The organism is Xanthomonas sp. PPL134 (genome assembly GCF_040595915.1).
GTDB classification, from domain to species: domain Bacteria; phylum Pseudomonadota; class Gammaproteobacteria; order Xanthomonadales; family Xanthomonadaceae; genus Xanthomonas_A; species Xanthomonas_A indica.
The window spans coordinates 1,169,043-1,188,160 of sequence record NZ_JAMDLL010000001.1; the positions used below are offsets into that span (position 1 = coordinate 1,169,043).

The following is a 19,118-nucleotide window of genomic DNA, read 5'->3' on the forward strand; positions in this document are numbered from 1 at the left end:
GCTAGGCCAGGCTGTGCAGCGCGGCGGCGCGCGCGTGCAGTGCGGTCGTATCGAACAGCGGCATCGCCGCGTCGGTGGGGCCGATCAAAAGGGAAATCTCGGTACAGCCCAGGATCACCGCCTCCGCGCCCTGCGCCTGCAGCGCCGCGATCACCTCCTGGTAGCGCAGCCGCGACGGCGCAAGCACCAGGCCCTGGCACAGCTCTTCGTAGATGATGCGATGCACGTCCTCGCGCGCCGGCACATCCGGGATCAGCACCTCGAAGCCGCGCCGCTGCAGCCGGTCGCGGTAGAACGCCTGTTCCATGGTGAAGCGGGTGCCGAGCAGGCCGACGCGGGCGATGCCGGCGGCCTGCAGCGCATCGGCGGTGGCGTCGGCGATATGCAGCAGCGGCAGCGGGACCGCGGCGGCGATCGCGTCGGCGACGCAGTGCATGGTGTTGGTGCACAGCACCAGGAAATCGGCGCCGCCGGCCTGCAGCGCGCGCGCCGACGCCGCCAGGGCGACGCCGGCCGCATCCCAGTCGCCGTCGCGCTGGTACTGCGCGATCTCGTGGAAATCCACGCTGTGCAGCAGGATCCTGGCCGAGTGCAGCCCGCCCAGGTGTGCGCGGACCGTCTCGTTGATGTGCCGGTAGTAGGGCAGGGTGGATTCCCAGCTCATGCCGCCGATCATGCCGATGGTCTTCATCGTGCGTCGCCTGCCGTGGTTGCGCGTGCGCGAGGATGGTAGCGGCATCGGCTGCGTGCAGCGACCGCGCGCGGCGGCCGTGCCGGCGACTGCCACGACGCCGGAGCGCGGCGCGGCGTCATGCGCGGCACTCAGGCGTCCAGTGTCGGCGGGGTGCCGGCGCCGGCGCGCGCTGCACGCCGTGCCAGCACCGCCTCGCGGTGGGCGATATAGGCGTTGGCGCCGAGGATCACCAGCGCGCCCAGCACGGTACCGCCGTCCAGGGTCTCGTCGAACAGCCACCAGCCGAACAGTGCCACCAGCGGCAGTTGGGTGAAGCTGATCGGGGTCAGCGCAGAGACCTCGCCGAGCCGCAGCGCGTGCGTCCACAGCAACTGCCCGAGCGTGCCGAACAGGCCGGTGGCCAGCAGCCACAGCCAGTCGATGCCCTGCGGCCAGCGCCACACGAACAGCGCCGGCAGCAGCGACATCGGCACCCAGAACGCGTAGGTGTAGAACACCACCGTGTTGGCGTCGTCCACCCGTGCCAGTTGCTTGATCTGGATCGCGACCAGCGCGCTCATTACCGCCGCCAGCACCGCCACCAGGGTGCCGGGACTGAACGCGGCGGCGCCGGGGCGCACGATCAGCAGCACCCCGGCGAAGCCGCACAGCACCGCCAGCCAGCGCCGCAGGCGCACCGTCTCGCCCAGCCATAGCGCGGCGGCCAGTGTCGCGAACAGCGGGGTGGAGTAGGACAGCGCGATCGCCTGCGACAGCGGCAGGTGGCCGATCGCCCAGAACCCGGCCAGCATCGACACCAGGCCGATCGCGGTGCGCAGCAGGTAGCGCGGCAGTTGTGCGGTGCGCGGCAGCGGCCGGCCCGGGCGCAGCAGCATCGGCAGCAGGAACAGCAGGCCGAACAGGTTGCGGAAGAACGCGATCTGCAGCGTCGACAGCTGCGCCGACGCCAGCCGGATCGCCACCACCATCAGCCCGAAGGCCATGGTGCTGGCCAGCATCAGCAGCGCCGCGCGCAGCGGCGTGGGCGCGGCTACCACTGCGCGCCGACGATGCGCGGTTCCGGTTCCAGCACCACGCCGAAGCGCTCGCGCACCGAGGCGGTGATGCGCCGCGCCAGGTCCAGCAGCTCGGCGCCGCTGGCCTGGCCATGGTTGACCAGCACCAGCGCATGCGCGGCGGACACGCCGGCGTCGCCGTCGCGATAGCCCTTCCAGCCGCAGGCCTCGATCAGCCAGGCTGCCGACAGCTTGCGCTGGCTGTCGTCCTCGCCCGGGAATACCGGCAAGGCCGGGAACTCGTGCTGCAACGCCAGCGCCTGTTCCAGCGGCAGCAACGGGTTCTTGAAGAAGCTGCCGGCGTTGCCGAGCACGTCCGGGTCGGGCAGCTTGCGCCGGCGGATGTTGATCACCGCCTGGGCCACGTCGGGCGCGCCGGGCGTGGTGATGCCCATCGCCTGCAGTTCCTCGCCGATGCCGGCGTAGTCCAGGCGCAGCGCGTGCAACCGCGGCAGGTTGAACTCCACCGCGGCGATCAGATAGCGGTCGGGCTGGCGCTTGAACAGGCTGTCGCGGTAGCCGAACTCGCAGGCGACCGCGTCCAGCCGCACGAAGCGCGCATCGGCACGGTCGTAGGCTTCGACCGCGTGCACGAACTCGCCCATCTGCGCGCCATAGGCGCCGATGTTCTGGATCGGTGCGGCGCCGACCGTGCCCGGGATCAGCGCCAGGTTCTCCAGGCCGGACAGGCCCTGCGCCAGCGACCACATCACCAGTTCGTGCCAGCCCACGCCGGCGCCGGCACGGACGATCGCGTAGTCGGCGCGGTGCTCCAGGGTGTCGATGCTGCGGTTGGCGAAGCACAGCACCACCCCGGGCGCATCGCCGGCGAACAGCATGTTGCTGCCGCTGCCCAGCGGCAGCAGCGCGGCGCCGGCCAGTTCCGGCGCCAGCAGCGCCTCGGGCAGCGCCTCGGGCGCGAAGATCTGCAGCAGCCACGGCGCCTGCGCCGCGACGTGGAAGGTGTTGAGCGCCTGCAGCGGCGCCTGCGCGGTGAGCGACCAGGCCGTCGTGCTCATGAGACGACCACGTCCCCGCGGCTGGGCGCTTCGCGGCGCCGGCGCATCGCCTCCACGCACTCGCCGATCAGTTCCGGCCCGCGGAACACCAGGCCGCTGTAGCACTGCACCAGCGCCGCGCCGGCGGCCATCTTCGCCACCGCGTCGGCTCCGGACAGGATGCCGCCGACGCCGATCAGCGGGATGTGTTCGGGCAGGCGCGCGCGCAGCCGGCGCAGCACCAGGGTGGACTGGCCCAGCAACGGTGCGCCGGACAGGCCGCCGCTTTCCGCGCCCAGCGGCTCATGCTCCAGGCCGGGGCGGGCAACCGTGGTATTGGTGGCGATCACGCCGTCCACCTGCAGGTCCGACAGCACCCGCGCCGCCGCGTCGATGTCGCTGTCGCTCAGATCCGGCGCCACCTTGACCAGCATCGGCACGCGCTTGCCGTGACGTGCGGCGAGCGCTTCCTGCGCCTCGCGCAGGCGCGCGATCAACTGCCGCAGCGCCTGTTCTTCCTGCAGTTCGCGCAGGCCGGCGGTGTTGGGCGAGGAGATGTTGACGGTGATGTAGTCGGCCAGCGCGTAGACCTTCTCCAGGCAGTGCAGGTAATCGGACGCGGCGTCTTCGTTCGGCGTGTCCTTGTTCTTGCCGATGTTGATGCCGAGCAGGCCGCGCCGGCGCCGCGCGCGTTCGACGTTGCGCACCAGCGCGTCCACGCCCAGGTTGTTGAAGCCCATGCGGTTGATCACCGCCTGCTGCCGCGGCAGGCGGAACATGCGCGGCAGCGGATTGCCGGCCTGCGCGCGCGGGGTGACGGTGCCGATCTCGACGAAACCGAAGCCCAGCGCCAGCAGCGCATCGATGTGTTCGCCGTTCTTGTCCAGGCCCGCGGCCAGTCCGACCGGATTGGGGAAGTCCAGGCCGAAGGCGCGCGTGGGCATCGGCGCGATCGTGCGCGCCAGCAGCGGGTTGGTGCCGGTGCGGTAGGCCAGCTCGATCGCGCGCAGGCCCAGGGCGTGGGCGCGCTCGGCATCGAAGGCGAACAGGAACGGTCGGGCGAGGGAATACATGGCGTGTGGCTCAGTTCAGCGTCCCGGCGAAGGCGCGGGTGCGGTAATGGAAGGCGACGACGCCGTCGCGCTGGTGCCTGTCGAACAGCGTACGCAGCGCCTCCAGCATCGGCGCGTGGCGCGGGTGGCCGGGCAGCGGCGCGTAGGAGGACGACAGCAGGCGTCCGCGCAGCGCCTCGAAGTCCATGCGCTGTTCGTTGGGAAACTGCGCGGTGCCGCGCAGGCCGGTGCCGAACCAGCGCTGCATGGTGGCATCGTCGTGATAGCGCTCGGCCACCGCGCTGTAGTCGGTGCCGTACTCCAGCAGCAACTGCTCGTAGCCTTCCAGGAACGGGGTGGCGTCGAGCAGGCGCGAGTTCCAGTACACCAGCGCTAGGCCGCCGGGGCGCAACACCCGCGCCCATTCGCGGCGCACCGCCTCCAGGTCGAACCAGTGGAAGGCCTGCGCGGCGCTGATCAGGTCGACGCTGGCGTCGGCCAGGGTGGTGGCTTCGGCGCTGCCGTCGATGGCGCGGAAGCCAGGCAGATACTGCAGCAACGCGACGGCGGCCTCGCGCATCGCCGCGTTCGGCTCCACCGCCAGGGTCGGGTGCCCGGCCTGCAGGAACAGGCGGGTGGAGATCCCGGTGCCGGCACCGATGTCGGCGACCAGCGCGTCGCCGGCCACGCCCAGCTCGCCGTGCACCCAGTCGAGCAGGGCCGGCGGATAGCTGGGGCGATAGCGCACGTAATCGGCGACGCGGTCGCTGAAGCGCTCGCGCGGCGCGGCGGCGTCCCGGCTCACGACTGGGTGCTGGCGAACCACGCCAGCCCGCCGAAGAACAGCACGAAGGCCAGCACCGCCAGCACGGCCAGCGCCACCGCGGCCCAACCCAGGATCAACCCGCCCACCGCCAGGCCGTCGCCCTGGAAGCGCTGCGGCTGGCGGCGGATCTCCGCGCGCGCCAGATGCCCGGTGACGATCGCGCCGAGGCTGCCCAGCACCGGCATCAGGGTCCAGCCGAGGATGCCGGCGACCAGGCTGACCACGGCGAGGGAATTGGTTTCGCGAACGGTGCTCATCTGGATTCCTCGTGCGAGCAAGGCGGCATGCGCCATGCGGACGCGCGCGTGCGCGGGATGAGCGAATTATCCCAGAAGCGCGCCTGGCGTGCGCCGCTCATGCGGGGATGCGCCCGTGCCGCAACGCATGCGCCCAGTGCGGCCGGCCGTTGCGCTCGGCCTGCGCGGCGGCGCTGGCGTGGTCGTAGTCGATCGCGTGCAACTGCGCGTGCCACTGGCCGTCGCGGTAGTCGAGCACGGCGTAGCGCGCCTGCGGCGTGCCGGTCTCGACCCGGTGCGGTTGCGGATGGGTCTCGGCATAGGCGGGCAGACCAACGCTGCCGGGATTGCACAGCAGGCGTCCGTCGTCCAGGCGCAGCGTGCGCGGCAGGTGGCTGTGTCCGCACAGCACCAGCGCCGCCGGCGGCGCGTCGCCCAGTCGCTCGCGCACGCGCTGCGCATCGGCGGCGCGCAGCCGCGGCGGTTCCAGTTCGTCGAGCAGCCAGCACAGGTCGTCGTGCGGCGTGCCGTGGCACAGCAGCGCATGCGGCAACGACAGGGTCGGCGGCAGTGCGGCCAGCCAGTGCCGCTGTGCCGGCGTCAGCTGCGCATGGGCATAGGCGTCGCTGGCGCCCATGGCCGCCGGTTCCAGTTCGCTCAACTGGCGCTCGTGGTTGCCGCGCACCGTGGGCAGCGCCAGCGGCATCAGCCGCGCGGCGGTTTCCCGCGGCCACAGCGGGCCGGAGACGATGTCGCCCAGGTTGACGATCCGGTCCACGCCGCGCCGTCCGATATCCGCAAGCACGGCCTCCAGCGCGGGCAGGTTGCCGTGGATATCGGAGAGCGCGGCCAGGCGCATCTTACAGATCGAACTTGATGCCCTGCGCCAGCGGCAGCGAATCGGAGTAGTTGATCGTGTTGGTCTGCCGGCGCATGTACACCTTCCAGGCGTCCGAGCCGGATTCGCGGCCACCGCCGGTGTCCTTCTCGCCGCCGAAGGCGCCGCCGATCTCGGCGCCGGAGGTGCCGATGTTGACGTTGGCGATGCCGCAGTCGCTGCCGGCCGCGGACAGGAACTTCTCCGCCGCCTTCAGGTTCTGGGTGAAGATCGACGAGGACAGGCCCTGCGGCACGCCGTTCTGCATGTCGATGGCCTCGTCCAGGGTGCTGTACTTCATCACGTACAGGATCGGCGCGAAGGTCTCGTGCTGCACCACCTCGTCGCTGTTCTTCAGGCCGGTGACGATGGCCGGCAACACGAAGTTGCCCGGACGGTCCAGCGCGGTGCCGCCGGTCTCGACGGTGCCGCCGGCGGCCTTGGCCTTGGCGATGGAATCCAGGAACTGCTCGACCGCACCGCGGCTGTTCAGCGGGCCCATCAGGTTGGCCGGGTCGGTCGGGTCGCCGATCTTGCCTTCGACCTGCTTGTAGGCCTTGACCAGGGTCGCCAGCACGGTGTCGTAGATCGATTCGTGCACGATCAGCCGGCGCGTGGTGGTGCAGCGCTGGCCGGCGGTGCCGACCGCGCCGAACACGATGCCGGGCACGGCCAGCTTCAGGTCGGCGCTCTCGTCGAGGATGATGGCGTTGTTGCCGCCCAGCTCCAGCAGGCAGCGGCCCAGGCGGCGCGCGCACTTCTCGGCGACGACGCGGCCGACCTGGGTGGAGCCGGTGAAGCTGATCAGCGGGATGCGGGTGTCCTCGACCAGGCGCTCGGACAGGGCCACGCCGGCATCGTTGACCAGGAAGAAGATGTCCGGGAAGCCGGCGTCGCGCAGCGCCTCGTTGCAGATCTTCATCGACGCGATCGCGGTCAGCGGGGTCTTGTTGGACGGCTTCCAGATGCAGATGTCGCCGCAGATCGCCGCCAGGAACGCGTTCCAGCTCCACACCGCGACCGGGAAGTTGAACGCGCTGATGATGCCGACCAGGCCCAGTGGCTGGTACTGCTCGTACATGCGGTGGCCCGGACGCTCCGAGTGCAGGGTGTAGCCGTACAGCATGCGGCTCTGGCCGACCGCGAAATCGGCGATGTCGATCATCTCCTGCACTTCGCCGTCGCCTTCCGGCTTGCTCTTGCCCATTTCCAGCGCGACCAGCGAGCCCAGCGCGTCCTTGTGCTTGCGCAGCGCCTCGCCGCACAGCCGCACCGCCTCGCCGCGGCGCGGTGCCGGGGTGGTGCGCCAGACCTTGAACGCGGCCTGGGCGCGGGCGATCACCGTCTCGTAGTCCTGCTCGGTGGTGGCCTGGACCTCGGCGATGATGGCGTTGCTCGACGGGTTGAGCGGCTGCAGCACGCCGGCGCCGGTGGCGCTGGACCACTCGCCGTTGCCGAGGTAGGTGCCGGAGTTGGTGGCGGCGAGGCCGAGCGCCTTGAGCAGGTCAGCGGACATGGAATCTCCTGGGTTCGTTGCGACAGGGAAGGCGACCGCAGGCGGGGGACGCGGGACGCGCAGCCGGCAATTTTAGCAGACCGCACGCGCCCGGCCGCCGCCGCCGGCCTGGGCGCCCGGCAAGCGCAAAAACGCGCAGGCATGCCGCCGCGCGGGGCTGCACGGCGTGCATAGGCGAGTAAGGGGGCTGAGGGCACGACGTCGCGGCCGCCGGCATAAACGGAATGGTGACCCCGGCGCGATTCGAACGCACGACCTGTCCCTTAGGAGGGGACCGCTCTATCCAGCTGAGCTACGGGGCCATTGGCCTGCCGGAGATTCTACGACGCTGAATCGCGCGTTGTCGCGCCGGCCTGCAATAACACCCTCTACACCTTGTGCCGACGCGGCCTGAGCATCGCCCTGCGTAGGCTGCGTACGTCCGCCACTGTGGCATCCCGACGGCTCGCCTTGCGATCCCGGGTCGCCGCAGCGGCGACGGACGACGACGGAGTCGCATCCGCCCCGTCCGCGACAAGCGTCCCGTCCGCACTGCCTGCGGCGGGGCGATCGCCGCCGCGCATCGGCGGTCCTGGTCGCCTTGGCGCCATTGCCGGCTTGCCGGCATGCACACGGCGATTTCCACCCCTATGCGAAGCAGGAGTCACAGATGAAAACAGCGATGAAGATGGTCCTGGTCGGTTCGATGCTGGCCGCGCTGGCCGCATGCAAGCGCGATGGCGATCACCCGGCCAACGACCCGAATGCGGCCAACCCGCCGGCTGCGGCCGATGGCAGCCCGGCAGGCGGCAGCACCGCCCCGGCCGGCAGTACGGCCCCGGCGGGCAGCACCAGCGGCGACGCCAGCGGCACCGCGACCGGCACCACCGGCACCGATGCCGGCCAGGGCACGATGCAGGGGCAGGACGGCACGTCGCCGACCACGCCGCAGGACCCGGCCAACCCGGATCCGCAGCAGCCGACGCAGACGCCGCCGGCAGATCAGAAGCAGCAGTAAGGACATGCGCAAGCGCGCGGCGCCATGGGCGCCGCGCGCTTGTTGCGGCATGCTTCGACATTGGCCGTGCCTGGTGTTCTCCGGGTGCGGCGGAAGCAGCGCGATCCGGTGCAACGCCGGGTTTTGCGGCCTTTCGCGATAGTCACTTTTGCAACCGTCTTGCTTGGCCAGTCGGCCGATGCTGCGATTGCACACGCGGCGCTTGACAGCGCCCCGGCGCATGATGTCCTCTTGCGTCCATGCCCCTGGTCCTTGCCCTCATCGCCACTTCGCTTCCGCGCTCGCTTCGGCACGCGGCCGCGGTCGCTGCGGGCATTACCACCGGTATTACCACCCTCACCATTCGCCCGGTGCGGCCCGTCGTCTTCGTCTGATCGTCGAACACCACGGCCCCGCACCCGGATCAGGATGCGGGGGAATCCCTCGGCCTGATGCGAGCGGGGCCTCCACTCCGAGGTCTCCCATGTCGTCCCCCGCCGTCGCTCCCGCTGTCGCCGCTTCGCCTGATTCCGCCGCCGACCCCGCGCTCGCCGCCGCCACCGTCGTGCACAAGTTCGGCGGCACCTCGGTGGCCGATGCCGAACGCTATCGCCATGTCGCGCAGCTGCTGCTGGCGCGCCCGGAGCGTCTCCAAGTCACCGTCGTCTCGGCGATGAAGGGCGTCACCGACGCCTTGATCGGCCTGGCCGAACTGGCCGCGCGCGGCCATGGCGACTGGCGCGAACGCTGGCACGAGACCCGCGCGCGCCATCGCGCCGCCGCGGTCGCGTTGCTGGGCGAGCACGCCGGCGCCACGGTGGAATGGCTGGACGCGCGCTTCGAACACCTGGCCGAGATCCTCGCCGCACTGGCGGTGATCGGCGAGTTGCCGCGGGAAGTGCTGGACCGCGTGCAGGGCCTCGGCGAGGTGTACTCGGCGCAACTGCTGGGCGATCACCTGCGGGCGCTGGGCGAAGACTGCGCGGTGCTGGATGCGCGCGAGGTGCTGGTGGTCGATCGCGGCGAACTGGGCGTGGACGTGGACTGGGAGGCCAGCGCGCAACGCTTGGCGCAGTGGCGCGCGCAGCACCCCCAGCAGCGCATCGTGGTCACCGGCTTCGTCGCCCGCGACCGCGCCGGCCGCATCACCACGCTCGGCCGCAACGGCAGCGACTACTCCGGCGCGATCTTCGCCGCGCTGTTCGAGGCCGCCGAACTGCACATCTGGACCGACGTCGACGGCGTGCTGTCGGCCGATCCGCGGGTGGTCCCCGAAGCGGTGCAACTGGAGACGCTCAGCTACGACGAAGCCTGCGAACTGGCCTATTTCGGCGCCAAGGTGGTGCACCCGCAGACCATGTCGCCGGCGATCGAGCGCGGCCTGCCGATCATCATCCGCAACACCTTCCAGCCCGAGCATCCGGGCACCCGCATCACCGCCAGCAGCGCCACCAGCGGCCCGATCAAGGGGCTGACGCTGAGCCCGGACCTGGCCGTGCTCAACCTCGAAGGCACCGGCCTGATCGGCGTGCCCGGCACCGCCGAGCGCGTGTTCGCCGCATTGCGCAACGCGCGGGTGTCGGTGGTGATGATCTCGCAGGGCTCGTCCGAACATTCCATCTGTTGCGTGGTGCGGCAGAACGAGGCCGAGCGCGCGCGCGACGCGGTGCTCTCGGCCTTCGCCCACGAACTGGTGGTAGGCCAGGTCCAGCGCGTGCAACTGACCACCGGCATCAGCGTGCTGGCCGCGGTCGGCGACGGCATGGCCGGGCAGCCCGGCGTGGCCGCGCGCCTGTTCGAGTCGCTGGGCCGCGCCCAGGTCAACATCCTGGCGATCGCGCAGGGCTCGTCCGAGCGCAACATCTCCGTGGCCATCGACAGCGCCCATGCGACCAAGGCGTTGCGCGCCGCGCATGCCGGCTTCTGGCTGTCGCCGCAGACCTTCTCGGTCGGCGTGATCGGCCCAGGCAACGTCGGTGCCGCGCTGCTGGACCAGTTGCGCGCGGCGCAGCCGCAACTGCTGGCCAAGGCCAACCTCGACCTGCGCCTGCGCGCGGTCGCCTCGCGCAGCACCATGCGCCTGGAGCCGCGCGCCTTCGCCGGCGACTGGCGGCAGGCATTGGCCGCCGGCCCGCAGCCGACCGATCTGGACGCGTTCACCGCGCACCTGTTGTCGGCGCACCTGCCGCATGCGGTGATCATCGACTGCAGCGGCAGCGCCGACGTCGCCGACCGCTATGCCGGCTGGCTGGCCGCCGGCATCCACGTGGTGACCCCGAACAAACAGGCCGGCGCCGGGCCGCTGCCGCGCTTCCATGCCATCCGCGCCGCGGCCGCCGCCAGCGGCGCACGCTTCCGCTACGAGGCCACGGTCGGCGCCGGCCTGCCGGTGATCACCACCTTGCGCGACCTGGTCGATACCGGCGATGCCGTCACCGCGATCGAAGGCATCTTCTCCGGCACCCTGGCCTGGCTGTTCAACAAGTACGACGGCAGCGTGCCGTTCGCGCAGCTGGTGGCCGAGGCGCGCGGCATGGGCTATACCGAACCGGACCCGCGCGACGACCTGTCCGGCACCGACGTGGCGCGCAAGCTGGTGATCCTGGCGCGCGAGGCCGGGCACGAGCTGAGCCTGGAAGACGTGGCGGTGGAGAGCCTGGTGCCGGAAGCGCTGCGCCAGGCCAGCGTGGACGATTTCATGGCGCGCCTGCACGAAGTCGATGCCGCGTTCGCGCAGCGCCTGCAGGCGGCCAAGGCGCGCGGCTGCGTGCTGCGCTACGTGGCGCGGTTGGCGCCGGGCCATGCGCCCAGCGTCGGCCTGGTGGAACTGCCGGCCGACCATGCCTTCGCCAACCTGCGCCTGACCGACAACGTGGTGCAGTTCACCACCCGCCGCTACTGCGCCAATCCGCTGGTGGTGCAGGGCCCGGGCGCCGGCCCGGAAGTGACCGCCGCCGGCGTGTTCGCCGACCTGCTGCGGGTGGCGGCGGGCGAGGGCGCGCGCCTGTGAGCCGGATGCAGACGCTGCCGGCTCACACCGTTGGCACGGCCGCGCTGCCGACGCAGGCCCGCGCGTTCGCGCCGGCCTCGGTGGCCAACGTGGCGGTGGGCTTCGATCTGCTGGGCTATGCGGTGGAGGGCGTGGGCGACACGGTGACGGTGCGCCGTATCGACGCCCCCGAGGTCCGCATCGCCGCGATCCGCGGCACCACCGTGGCGTTGCCCTTGGAGGCGGCGCGCAACACCGCCGGCGCCGCCCTGATGTCGCTGCGCGAGGCGTTGGCGCTGCCGTTCGGCTTCGAACTGGAGATCGACAAGGGCATCCCGCTCAGCTCCGGCATGGGCGGCTCGGCCGCCTCGTGCGTGGCCGCGCTGGTGGCGGCCAACGCCTTGCTCGCCGCGCCGCTGTCGCGCGATCAGCTGTATCGCTATGCGCTGGACGGCGAGGCGGTGGCCAGTGGCAGCCGCCATGGCGACAACCTCGGCCCGATGTTGCTGGGCGGGCTGGTGCTGTCGACGCTGGAGCGGCTGGTGCCGGTGCCGGTGCCGAGCGGTTGGCACAGCCTGCTGGTGCACCCGGACGCGACGCTGGAGACCCGTCACGCACGCGCGGCGCTGGCCGGCGATTACCGGCTGAGCGAGTTCGTGGCGCAGAGCGCGAACCTGGCATTGGTGCTGGCGGGTTGCCATGCGGGCGACGAGTCCCTGGTGCGCGCCGGCTTGTGCGACGTGCTGATCGAGCCGCGGCGCGCGCCGCTGATCGTGGGCTTCGACGCGGCCAAGGCGGCGGCGCTGGCGGCAGGGGCGATGGGCGCGGGCATTTCCGGCGCTGGCCCCAGCGTGTTTGCCTGGTTCGCCAGCCGCGCCGAGGCCGAGGCGGCGGCACCGGCGGTGCAGGCGGCCTTTGCCGATGCCGGCTTCGGCAGCCAACACTGGGTCTCGCCGCTGCAGTGTCCGGGAGCGACGTTGTTGTAGCTGAGTGTTGGCGCGGCACGACGACGACTTTGTTGCTCCCGCTAGTGCCACTGCTGCTGTTGCTGATTTCGAATTTGCTTTTGTTTTTGCTGTCGCAGTAGCTCTTGTCGTTGCTGTTGCTCTGGTTGTTGCTCTTGCTCTTGCTCTTGTTGTTGCTGTTGCCGTACCGGGTTCCCTTCCGAAGCGGCGGCCATCGTGGGGAAACACCCGAAGGGCGGCGCACAGGGATGTGCGCCGTCCGCGGCAGGGGCAGGATGCCCCTTCCGCGGATCCCCGCGATGGACGCGGACCCGGAGCGCGCAGCGCGGAGGGCGCGAGGCAGGTCGCGCTTTCTTTTGGTTACTTTTCTTTGCGCGAGCAAAGAAAAGTAACTCGCCCGCAAGGGCGAAAGCCTTTGCCGTTGCTGATGCTTTTGCTGTTAAAGCTCTAAAGCTTGAAGCAAGAGCAACAGCTTCCGCTAACGCGGGTCACTTTTCTTTGCTTGTGCAAAGAAAAGTAACCAAAAGAAAGCACACCCCGCAGCGCGCCCTCCGCGCTGACACGCTCCGGGTCCGCAGCCACGACGGGCATTTTTCGACGGCACATCCATGTGCCGGCGAAAAACGACGCGCATCCTGCGCGTCGCCCTTCGGGTATTCGCCCGCCGCGGCTGCCGCGCCGAGGGGGCCCGGGTAGAGCAGAACAGCAACAGCCAAAGCCAAAGCCAAAGCCAAAGCAACAGCCAAAGCCGAGCAACAACAGCAACAGCAACAGCAACAGCCAAAGACGATAGTGCGATCGAATTCCCCTGTTAATGGAACCCCCATGAACTTCATTTCCACCCGTAACGCCGCACCCCCCGTCTCGCTCAGCCAGGCCATCGCCGCCGGACTCGCGCCCGATGGCGGCCTGTACGTGCCCGAGCGCATGCCCGCCGCGCGCGACCTGCGCGCCGGTGCCAGCCTCGCCGAGACCGCCGCGGAGCTGCTGGCGCCGTTCTTCGAGGGCGACGCCCTGGCCCCGGAACTGCCGGCCATCTGCGCCGAAGCCTTCGACTTCGCCGCGCCGCTGCAGCCGCTGGCCACCCCCGGCGACCATGCGCTGGAGTTGTTCCATGGGCCGACCGCCGCGTTCAAGGACTTCGGCGCGCGCTTCCTGGCCGCCTGCCTGACCCGGCTGCGGCGTGGCGCGGCGACGCCGCTGACCATCCTCGTCGCCACTTCCGGGGACACCGGCGCCGCGGTCGCGGCCGCGTTCCATCGCCAGCCCGGGCTGCGCGTGGTGGTGCTGTATCCGGACGGGCGCGTGTCGCCGCGGCAGGCGCACCAACTCGGCTGCTTCGGCGACAACATCCACGCCTTGCGCGTGGCCGGCTCCTTCGACGACTGCCAGGCGCTGGTCAAGCAGGCGCTGAACGACGCCGATGTGCAGGCGCAGGCGCCGTTGAGTTCGGCCAACAGCATCAGCCTGGGGCGCTTGCTGCCGCAGATGAGCTACTACGCGCACGCAGCGCTGCAGCACCATGCCGCGCATGCGCAGCCGCTGAACCTAGTGGTGCCCACCGGCAATCTGGGCAATGCGCTGGCCGCGATCCTGGCGCGCGCCTTGGGCGTGCCGCTGGGCCGGATCGTGCTGGCGACCAATGCCAACCGCGTGCTGCCCGATTTCTTCGCCGGCGCCGACTATGCGCCGCAGCCCAGCGTGGCGACGCTGGCCAATGCGATGGACGTCGGCGCGCCGAGCAACGTCGAGCGTCTGCGCTGGCTGTACCAGGGCGACGATGCCACGCTGCGCACCCAGTTCCAGGCGTACTCGGTGGACGATGCGCAGATCCGCCAGACCATTGGCGAACGCTTCCGCCGCTACGGTGAGGTGCATTGCCCGCATACCGCCACCGCGCTGCACGTGCTGCAGCAACTGCGCGCCGAGGGCGCGGAGGCCGACGCCGGCGACTGGGCGGTGGCGGCCACCGCGCATCCGGCCAAGTTCGAAGGGGTGGTGGAGCCGCTGATCGGGCAGCCGGTGCCGGTGCCGCCGGCCTTGGCGGCGTTGCTGCAGCGGCCGGCACAGGCCGAGCCGATCGCGCCGGACTACGCGGCCTTGCGCGCGCGGCTGCTCGCCGGCTGAGCGGTGCGCAGGCGGCGGCGCCTGCGCACGTGGTGGCTCAGTCGGACGGCTGCAGCCGCTGCCAGGCGGCCAGGACGATGCCGCGCACCTGCAGCCAGTCCAGGCGCGAGCGCGGGTGGTCGCGCAGGAACACGTCGCGCAGCTGCGCGACCACGTCCTCCACGCGCTGGCCGTGGTACTTGAGGTAGGCGTCGTAGGCCAGCTTCAGCGCCGGCTCGTAGTCGTGGAAGACGTACCCGGGCTGATGGAAGCTGCTGTGCGCGAACTGCGCCTTCCAGAACTCCAGTTCGCGTTCGCGGTCCAGCATCACGCAGGCGCGCGAGGCGTGTTGCATCTCGATGGCGACGGCCATGTTGGCCCTCCGAGTGGTCCCCCCACCGGCACCGCGGCGGCGCCGCAGGTGTATTGCGCACGCAGTCTATGCCGGCTGGGCGCCGCCGCCGCGATGACTGTCTGAAGCGTTCAGAGGTGGCAAGGTGGTTGCCGCGCCGGCACCCGCCGTCCGCCGCCTCGGCCGGCGCGACGAGGTTGTCCACACCTGGTGTGGAGCGTTGTTCTGGAATCCTGTGGATAAGTGGCTGGGCGCCGCGTGGCGTCGGCGCTTGTGACAGCATGGCGAAAAAATCGCCGCCGCGACCCGCTCAGTCTTCGTCCGAGGCCAGCCGGTGCAGCGCGGCAAAGTCGCGGATCTCGACCACGTGCAGTTGCGGCAGCGCGATCAGGCCCTGCTGGCGCAGCTTGGTGAAGGTGCGGCTGACCGTCTCCATGGTCAGGCCGAGATGGTCGGCGATGTCGCCGCGGCCCATCGGCAGCACCACCTTGTTGCCGGCATCGCCCTGGCGCGCCGCACGGGCGGCCAGCTTGAGCAGGAAGTCGGCCAGCTTCTCGGCCGGCTGCAGCCGCGCCAGCGCCAGCGCCGCGTCCTGCGCCGCGTCCAGTTCCAGGCAGGCGCGCTGCAGCAGCTTGCGCTCCAGCTGCGGGAACTGGGCGCGCAACTGCTGCATCTGCGCCACCGACACCCGGCACACCCGGCTGTCGGCGATGGCTTCGATGTCGTGGCGGTGCCGGGCCGATTCGCTCAGGCCGACGTAGTCGCCGGGCAGGACGAAACCGGCCACCTGGCGGCGCCCGTCGGCGAGCGTGCGGACCAGGCGCAGCGCGCCGGCGGTGACGGTATAGACCGCCTGGCGGGCCTCGCCGGTGCGCGCCAGGGTGGCGCCGGCGGGATAGGTCAGCGAGGTGGTGACCCGTTCCAGCGCCTGCACCTCGTCGCAGGCCAGCGCCGAGCAGATCGCCAGGTGGCGGACCGCGCAATGCAGGCATTCGTTGCCGCGCGCGGCGCGCGGGGCGGCCGGCTCGGCATAGGGCAGGGCGAATCCGGAAGGAGGCCTGTTCATGGGCGTGGCAGCGGCTTCGGCACCCGCGAATGATACGCCGATGCGGCCGGGCGTGGCCGGTGCGGCTAGAATTGGCGTCCCGCTCGCCCCCGAATCGCAGGAGTTCCGCACGTGATCAAGCCCCGTACGCCGCCCGGCATCATGGAATTGCTGCCGCGCGAGCAGATCGCGTTCCAGCGCATGCTGGACGTCATCCGCCGCAATTACGAGCGGTTCGGGTTCCTGCCGGTGGAGACGCCGGTGTTCGAGTTGTCCGATGTGCTGTTGACCAAGTCCGGCGGCGAGACCGAGCGCCAGGTGTATTTCGTGCAGTCCACCGGCGCGCTGGCCAACGCCGCCGCCGAGGGCGGCGAGGGCGGGCTGCCGGAACTGGCGCTGCGCTTCGACCTGACCGTGCCGCTGGCCCGCTACGTGGCCGAGCACGAGCACGAGCTGAGCTTCCCGTTCCGCCGCTACCAGATGCAGCGGGTGTACCGCGGCGAGCGCGCCCAGCGCGGCCGCTTCCGCGAGTTCTACCAGTGCGATATCGACGTGATCGGCAAGGACGTGCTGAGCATCCGCTACGACGCCGAGGTGCTGGCGGTGATCCACGCGGTGTTCGCCGAACTGGGCATCGGCGATTTCGCCGTGCAGCTGAACAACCGCAAGCTGATGCGCGGCTTCTTCGAAAGCCTGGGCGTGGCCGAGGGCGAGCGCCAGCTCGCCGTGCTGCGCGAGGTCGACAAGCTGGACAAGCGCGGCGCCGATTACGTGCGCGAGACGCTCACCGGCGAGGGCTTCGGCATTCCCGCCGAGCAGGTGCAGCGCATTCTCGACTTCGTTGCGGTGCGCTCCAGCGGTCACGCCGATGCGCTGGCGCGGCTGCAGGCGCTGGAGGCCGATGCGGCGTCCAGCGCGATCCTGCGCGAGGGCGTGGCCGAACTGCGCGAAGTGCTGGCCCTGGTCAAGGCGCTGGGCGTGCCGGAGAGCGCGTACTGCCTGAATTTCTCCATCGCCCGCGGCCTGGACTACTACACCGGCACCGTCTACGAGACCCTGCTGACCGACTACCCGCAGATCGGCTCGATCTGCTCGGGCGGGCGCTACGAGGACCTGGCCAGCCACTACAGCAAGTCCAGGCTGCCCGGCGTGGGCATCTCCATCGGCCTGACCCGCCTGTTCTGGCAGTTGCGCGAGGCCGGGCTGATCGACGGCATCGCCTCCAGCAGCGTGCAGGCGATGGTGGCGCTGATGGACGAGGCCAAGCTGGACGACGCGCTGGACATCGCGCGGCGGCTGCGCGCCGGCGGCATCAACACCGAAGTGCAGATGGAGCCGAAGAAGATCGGCAAGCAGTTCCAGTACGCGGCCCGCGCCGGCATCCGCTTCGTGGTGCTGGCCGGCGACGACGAACTGGCGCGCAGTGTGGTCGCGGTCAAGGACCTGCTGCGCGAGCAGCAGTTCGAGGTGGCCCGCGACGAACTTGCCAGCACGCTGCAGGTGGAGCTGGAGCAGGCCAAGGTGATGGCCTGAGTCTGGTGGCGACGGCCGGCGACGGCCGTCGCGCTCTGCAAGATTCTCGTAGGAGCGCTTCAGCCGCGACCAGCATGGCCGGTAAACCCGGCCGTGGCGGATCCCCCAGGCGCGGGCGACAGCAGGCCCGCACCCTGCAGCATCGCTTTCAGTGCGCTGCGTTGCGCGGCGTCGTCCACCGGCCAGCCCTGCAATTGCGCGACGACCTTGCCGTCGCGCACCAGCAAGAACGTCGGCATGCGCCATTCGCGCACCAGCAAGAACGTCGGCATGCGCCATTCGCGCGGCAGCAGCGACCATTCCTCCACGTCGTAGAGCAGATGCAGCGGCGTCTGCGGCTGCGCCTGGTTCCAGGCGCGCAGTGCATCCAGGTCCTCGCTGCCGGGCGGCAGGGTCAGCCACAGCGCATGGCGGCGGAACGCCGGGCCTAGTTCGGGATCGGCGGCGATGGCGCGCGCGGCGTCGGCGGCGAAATGGCAGCCGGCGGTGACCAGGAGTTGGGTCGGCCCCAGATCGATGCGCTGCCGATGCAGGGTGCGGCCATCGGCGTCCAGCGACCATAGCGTCGGCCCTTGCGCCGACTCGCCCAGGCGGTCCTCGAAGCGCAGCCAATGCGGCCAGTCGGCGCTGCCGCCATCGGCCAGCAGGCGCCGTGCGTCCTCCACGCGATGCGCCAGCAGCAGCGCATGACCGGCGGCATCCACCTGCGCCGCACTGGCGTGGCCGCGGCGCCGCAACTGCGCCAGCACCTGCAGCTGGGCCTCGAGTCCCGTGGGGTTAGGACGTAGCGCGTAGGTGGCGACCAGCGCCCGGTACAGCAGTTCCAGTGCGGCATCGTCCAACGGCGCGGTGGCGCTGCGGTCGAAGGCTTCGGGGAGCGCACTGCGCAATGCGGGCCATGGATCGCGCCCAGTGCGGCCCAGGCCGTGCAGCGCCCGGTTGTAGCGGTTGTAGCGGCGCTCCAGGTCGCCGATCCGGGCGGCTGGAGCGCTGGCGCGCGGCTGCGTCGCCCAGTGCGGCAAGGTCTCGGCGTAGCGTTCCACTCCGAACAGGGCCAGCAGGGAGCGGCCCTGCGCGCGGGTGAGTTGCGGCAGGTCTTGCGTGTCGAATCCGCCCAGGCCGTTGCGCCCGAAGACCAGGCCATCGAGGAAGCGTTCGCGGGCGCCGGGGGTAAGTGCGTCCAGCGGCGTGCGCTGGCCGGCGTGGGCGCGCAGGTAGGCCTTGAGCTGGGCGCTGGAGCGGATCGGCAGCCCCTGCGCGGCGACCTCGGTATCGCTGGCAATCACGTGGGCGGGTGCTGTCGGAGGCGGCGGCTGCGCCGGTGCATGCGTCGCCGGGCACAGGGCAAGACCGGCAAGCCAGGCGTGGCGCATGCGGTGCTCCAGCGGGGTGATCGTGCCGATCCTAATGGTCGCCGCGCCGGGCTTCCACAGGCTGCAGGCGCCAACCTCCGCAACGCCTGCGAAAGAGCGGGGCCTGGGGCGGGGCGGCAGGCAGCAGCGCCGAACGGCTGAACCGCGCCATCCACGCGAACTTGACCTTGTAATAGCATGCTATTACATTAGCGCAATGAAACAACGCCCCGCCCCTGCAGAAGACCGTGCCAGCGACGCCTCGTTCAAGGCGTTGGCGCGCACCCTGGCCCAGCTCGGCAAGCCGCAGGAAGTGGCGGCGTTCCTGCAGGACCTGTGCACGCCGGCCGAACTGGAGGCGATGGCGGACCGCTGGCGGGTGGTGCCGCTGCTGCTCAAGGGCGTGCCGTATCGCGAGATCCACGACCTGACCCAGGTCAGCGTCACCACCATCGGCCGTGTCGCACGGACCCTGGAATACGGCGCCGGCGGCTATGCCGCGGCGCTGCGCCGGCAGACGGCGCGCCCCTCCGATTCCCACTGAGA

General features: G+C 70.8%; 17 protein-coding genes and 1 tRNA gene. 6 read left to right on the forward strand and 12 right to left on the reverse strand.

What is annotated here, in order from left to right; genetic code table 11:
* Position 1: 1 nt before the first annotated feature.
* The 9 genes from M3U25_RS05060 to M3U25_RS05100 form a co-directional block, all read right to left on the reverse strand.
* Positions 2 to 691, reverse strand: coding sequence for an aspartate/glutamate racemase family protein (locus M3U25_RS05060; RefSeq protein ID WP_355499497.1), 690 nt, complete (start codon positions 689 to 691; stop codon positions 2 to 4).
* A gap of 131 nt (positions 692 to 822) precedes the next feature.
* Positions 823 to 1,731 carry a DMT family transporter gene (locus M3U25_RS05065; RefSeq protein WP_311195524.1) on the reverse strand — a complete coding sequence of 303 codons (909 nt, stop codon included), beginning with the start codon at positions 1,729 to 1,731 and terminating at the stop codon, positions 823 to 825.
* Positions 1,725 to 2,768 (reverse strand): UDP-N-acetylmuramate dehydrogenase, encoded by a 1,044-nt coding sequence (gene murB / locus M3U25_RS05070; RefSeq protein WP_355499493.1) that lies wholly within the window; start codon positions 2,766 to 2,768, stop codon positions 1,725 to 1,727. The genes M3U25_RS05065 and murB overlap by 7 nt, the downstream gene beginning before the upstream one ends.
* Positions 2,765 to 3,820: a quinone-dependent dihydroorotate dehydrogenase gene (locus tag M3U25_RS05075; RefSeq protein WP_242161356.1), complete on the reverse strand. Its 1,056-nt coding sequence runs from the start codon at positions 3,818 to 3,820 to the stop codon at positions 2,765 to 2,767. Before M3U25_RS05075 ends, murB begins: the two co-directional genes overlap by 4 nt.
* A 10-nt stretch (positions 3,821 to 3,830) precedes the next feature.
* A complete protein-coding gene (locus tag M3U25_RS05080; protein WP_355499489.1) occupies positions 3,831 to 4,604 on the reverse strand; it encodes a class I SAM-dependent methyltransferase in 774 nt (257 codons plus the stop codon).
* On the reverse strand, positions 4,601 to 4,882 hold the full coding sequence (locus M3U25_RS05085) for a DUF4190 domain-containing protein (protein WP_355499486.1): 282 nt from the start codon (positions 4,880 to 4,882) through the stop codon (positions 4,601 to 4,603). Before M3U25_RS05085 ends, M3U25_RS05080 begins: the two co-directional genes overlap by 4 nt.
* 97 nt (positions 4,883 to 4,979) lie before the next feature.
* Entirely contained in the window at positions 4,980 to 5,720 is a 741-nt protein-coding gene (locus tag M3U25_RS05090) for a metallophosphoesterase family protein (protein ID WP_307550735.1), read from the reverse strand.
* A 1-nt stretch (position 5,721) separates the two neighbouring features.
* Positions 5,722 to 7,254, reverse strand: a complete 1,533-nt coding sequence (locus M3U25_RS05095; RefSeq protein ID WP_355499483.1) for an aldehyde dehydrogenase family protein — start codon at positions 7,252 to 7,254, stop codon at positions 5,722 to 5,724.
* Positions 7,255 to 7,479: 225 nt separating this feature from the next.
* Positions 7,480 to 7,556 (reverse strand) — tRNA-Arg (locus M3U25_RS05100).
* 347 nt (positions 7,557 to 7,903) lie between these two features.
* Here M3U25_RS05100 and M3U25_RS05105 point away from each other — a divergent pair.
* The 4 genes from M3U25_RS05105 to thrC all read left to right on the forward strand — a co-directional run bounded on the left by M3U25_RS05105 (position 7,904) and on the right by thrC (position 14,311).
* Positions 7,904 to 8,251 carry a hypothetical protein gene (locus tag M3U25_RS05105; RefSeq protein WP_242161360.1) on the forward strand — a complete coding sequence of 116 codons (348 nt, stop codon included), beginning with the start codon at positions 7,904 to 7,906 and terminating at the stop codon, positions 8,249 to 8,251.
* 463 nt (positions 8,252 to 8,714) lie between these two features.
* Positions 8,715 to 11,240, forward strand: coding sequence for a bifunctional aspartate kinase/homoserine dehydrogenase I (thrA, locus tag M3U25_RS05110; protein ID WP_355499478.1), 2,526 nt, complete (start codon positions 8,715 to 8,717; stop codon positions 11,238 to 11,240).
* A 5-nt stretch (positions 11,241 to 11,245) separates the two neighbouring features.
* Positions 11,246 to 12,205, forward strand: coding sequence for a homoserine kinase (locus M3U25_RS05115; protein WP_355499475.1), 960 nt, complete (start codon positions 11,246 to 11,248; stop codon positions 12,203 to 12,205).
* Between the two features lie 804 nt (positions 12,206 to 13,009).
* The gene (gene thrC, locus M3U25_RS05120) at positions 13,010 to 14,311 is read left to right on the forward strand and encodes a threonine synthase (RefSeq protein ID WP_355499472.1); all 1,302 of its coding nucleotides are present in this window, start codon (positions 13,010 to 13,012) and stop codon (positions 14,309 to 14,311) included.
* A gap of 37 nt (positions 14,312 to 14,348) precedes the next feature.
* Here thrC and M3U25_RS05125 read toward each other — a convergent pair whose 3' ends face one another.
* Positions 14,349 to 14,663, reverse strand: coding sequence for a hypothetical protein (locus M3U25_RS05125; RefSeq protein ID WP_160946619.1), 315 nt, complete (start codon positions 14,661 to 14,663; stop codon positions 14,349 to 14,351).
* Between the two features lie 289 nt (positions 14,664 to 14,952).
* Positions 14,953 to 15,708 (reverse strand): helix-turn-helix domain-containing protein, encoded by a 756-nt coding sequence (locus tag M3U25_RS05130; protein WP_355499469.1) that lies wholly within the window; start codon positions 15,706 to 15,708, stop codon positions 14,953 to 14,955.
* A 111-nt stretch (positions 15,709 to 15,819) separates the two neighbouring features.
* Here M3U25_RS05130 and hisS point away from each other — a divergent pair, with 111 nt between their 5' ends.
* Entirely contained in the window at positions 15,820 to 17,220 is a 1,401-nt protein-coding gene (gene hisS, locus M3U25_RS05135; protein ID WP_355499466.1) for a histidine--tRNA ligase, read from the forward strand.
* Between the two features lie 59 nt (positions 17,221 to 17,279).
* Here the strand turns inward: hisS and M3U25_RS05140 are convergent, their stop codons facing one another.
* Entirely contained in the window at positions 17,280 to 18,593 is a 1,314-nt protein-coding gene (locus tag M3U25_RS05140) for a hypothetical protein (RefSeq protein ID WP_355499463.1), read from the reverse strand.
* A 196-nt stretch (positions 18,594 to 18,789) separates the two neighbouring features.
* On the opposite strand from M3U25_RS05140, the gene M3U25_RS05145 reads away from it, so the two are divergent.
* Positions 18,790 to 19,116 (forward strand): YerC/YecD family TrpR-related protein, encoded by a 327-nt coding sequence (locus M3U25_RS05145; protein ID WP_048489062.1) that lies wholly within the window; start codon positions 18,790 to 18,792, stop codon positions 19,114 to 19,116.
* Positions 19,117 to 19,118: the final 2 nt, after the last annotated feature.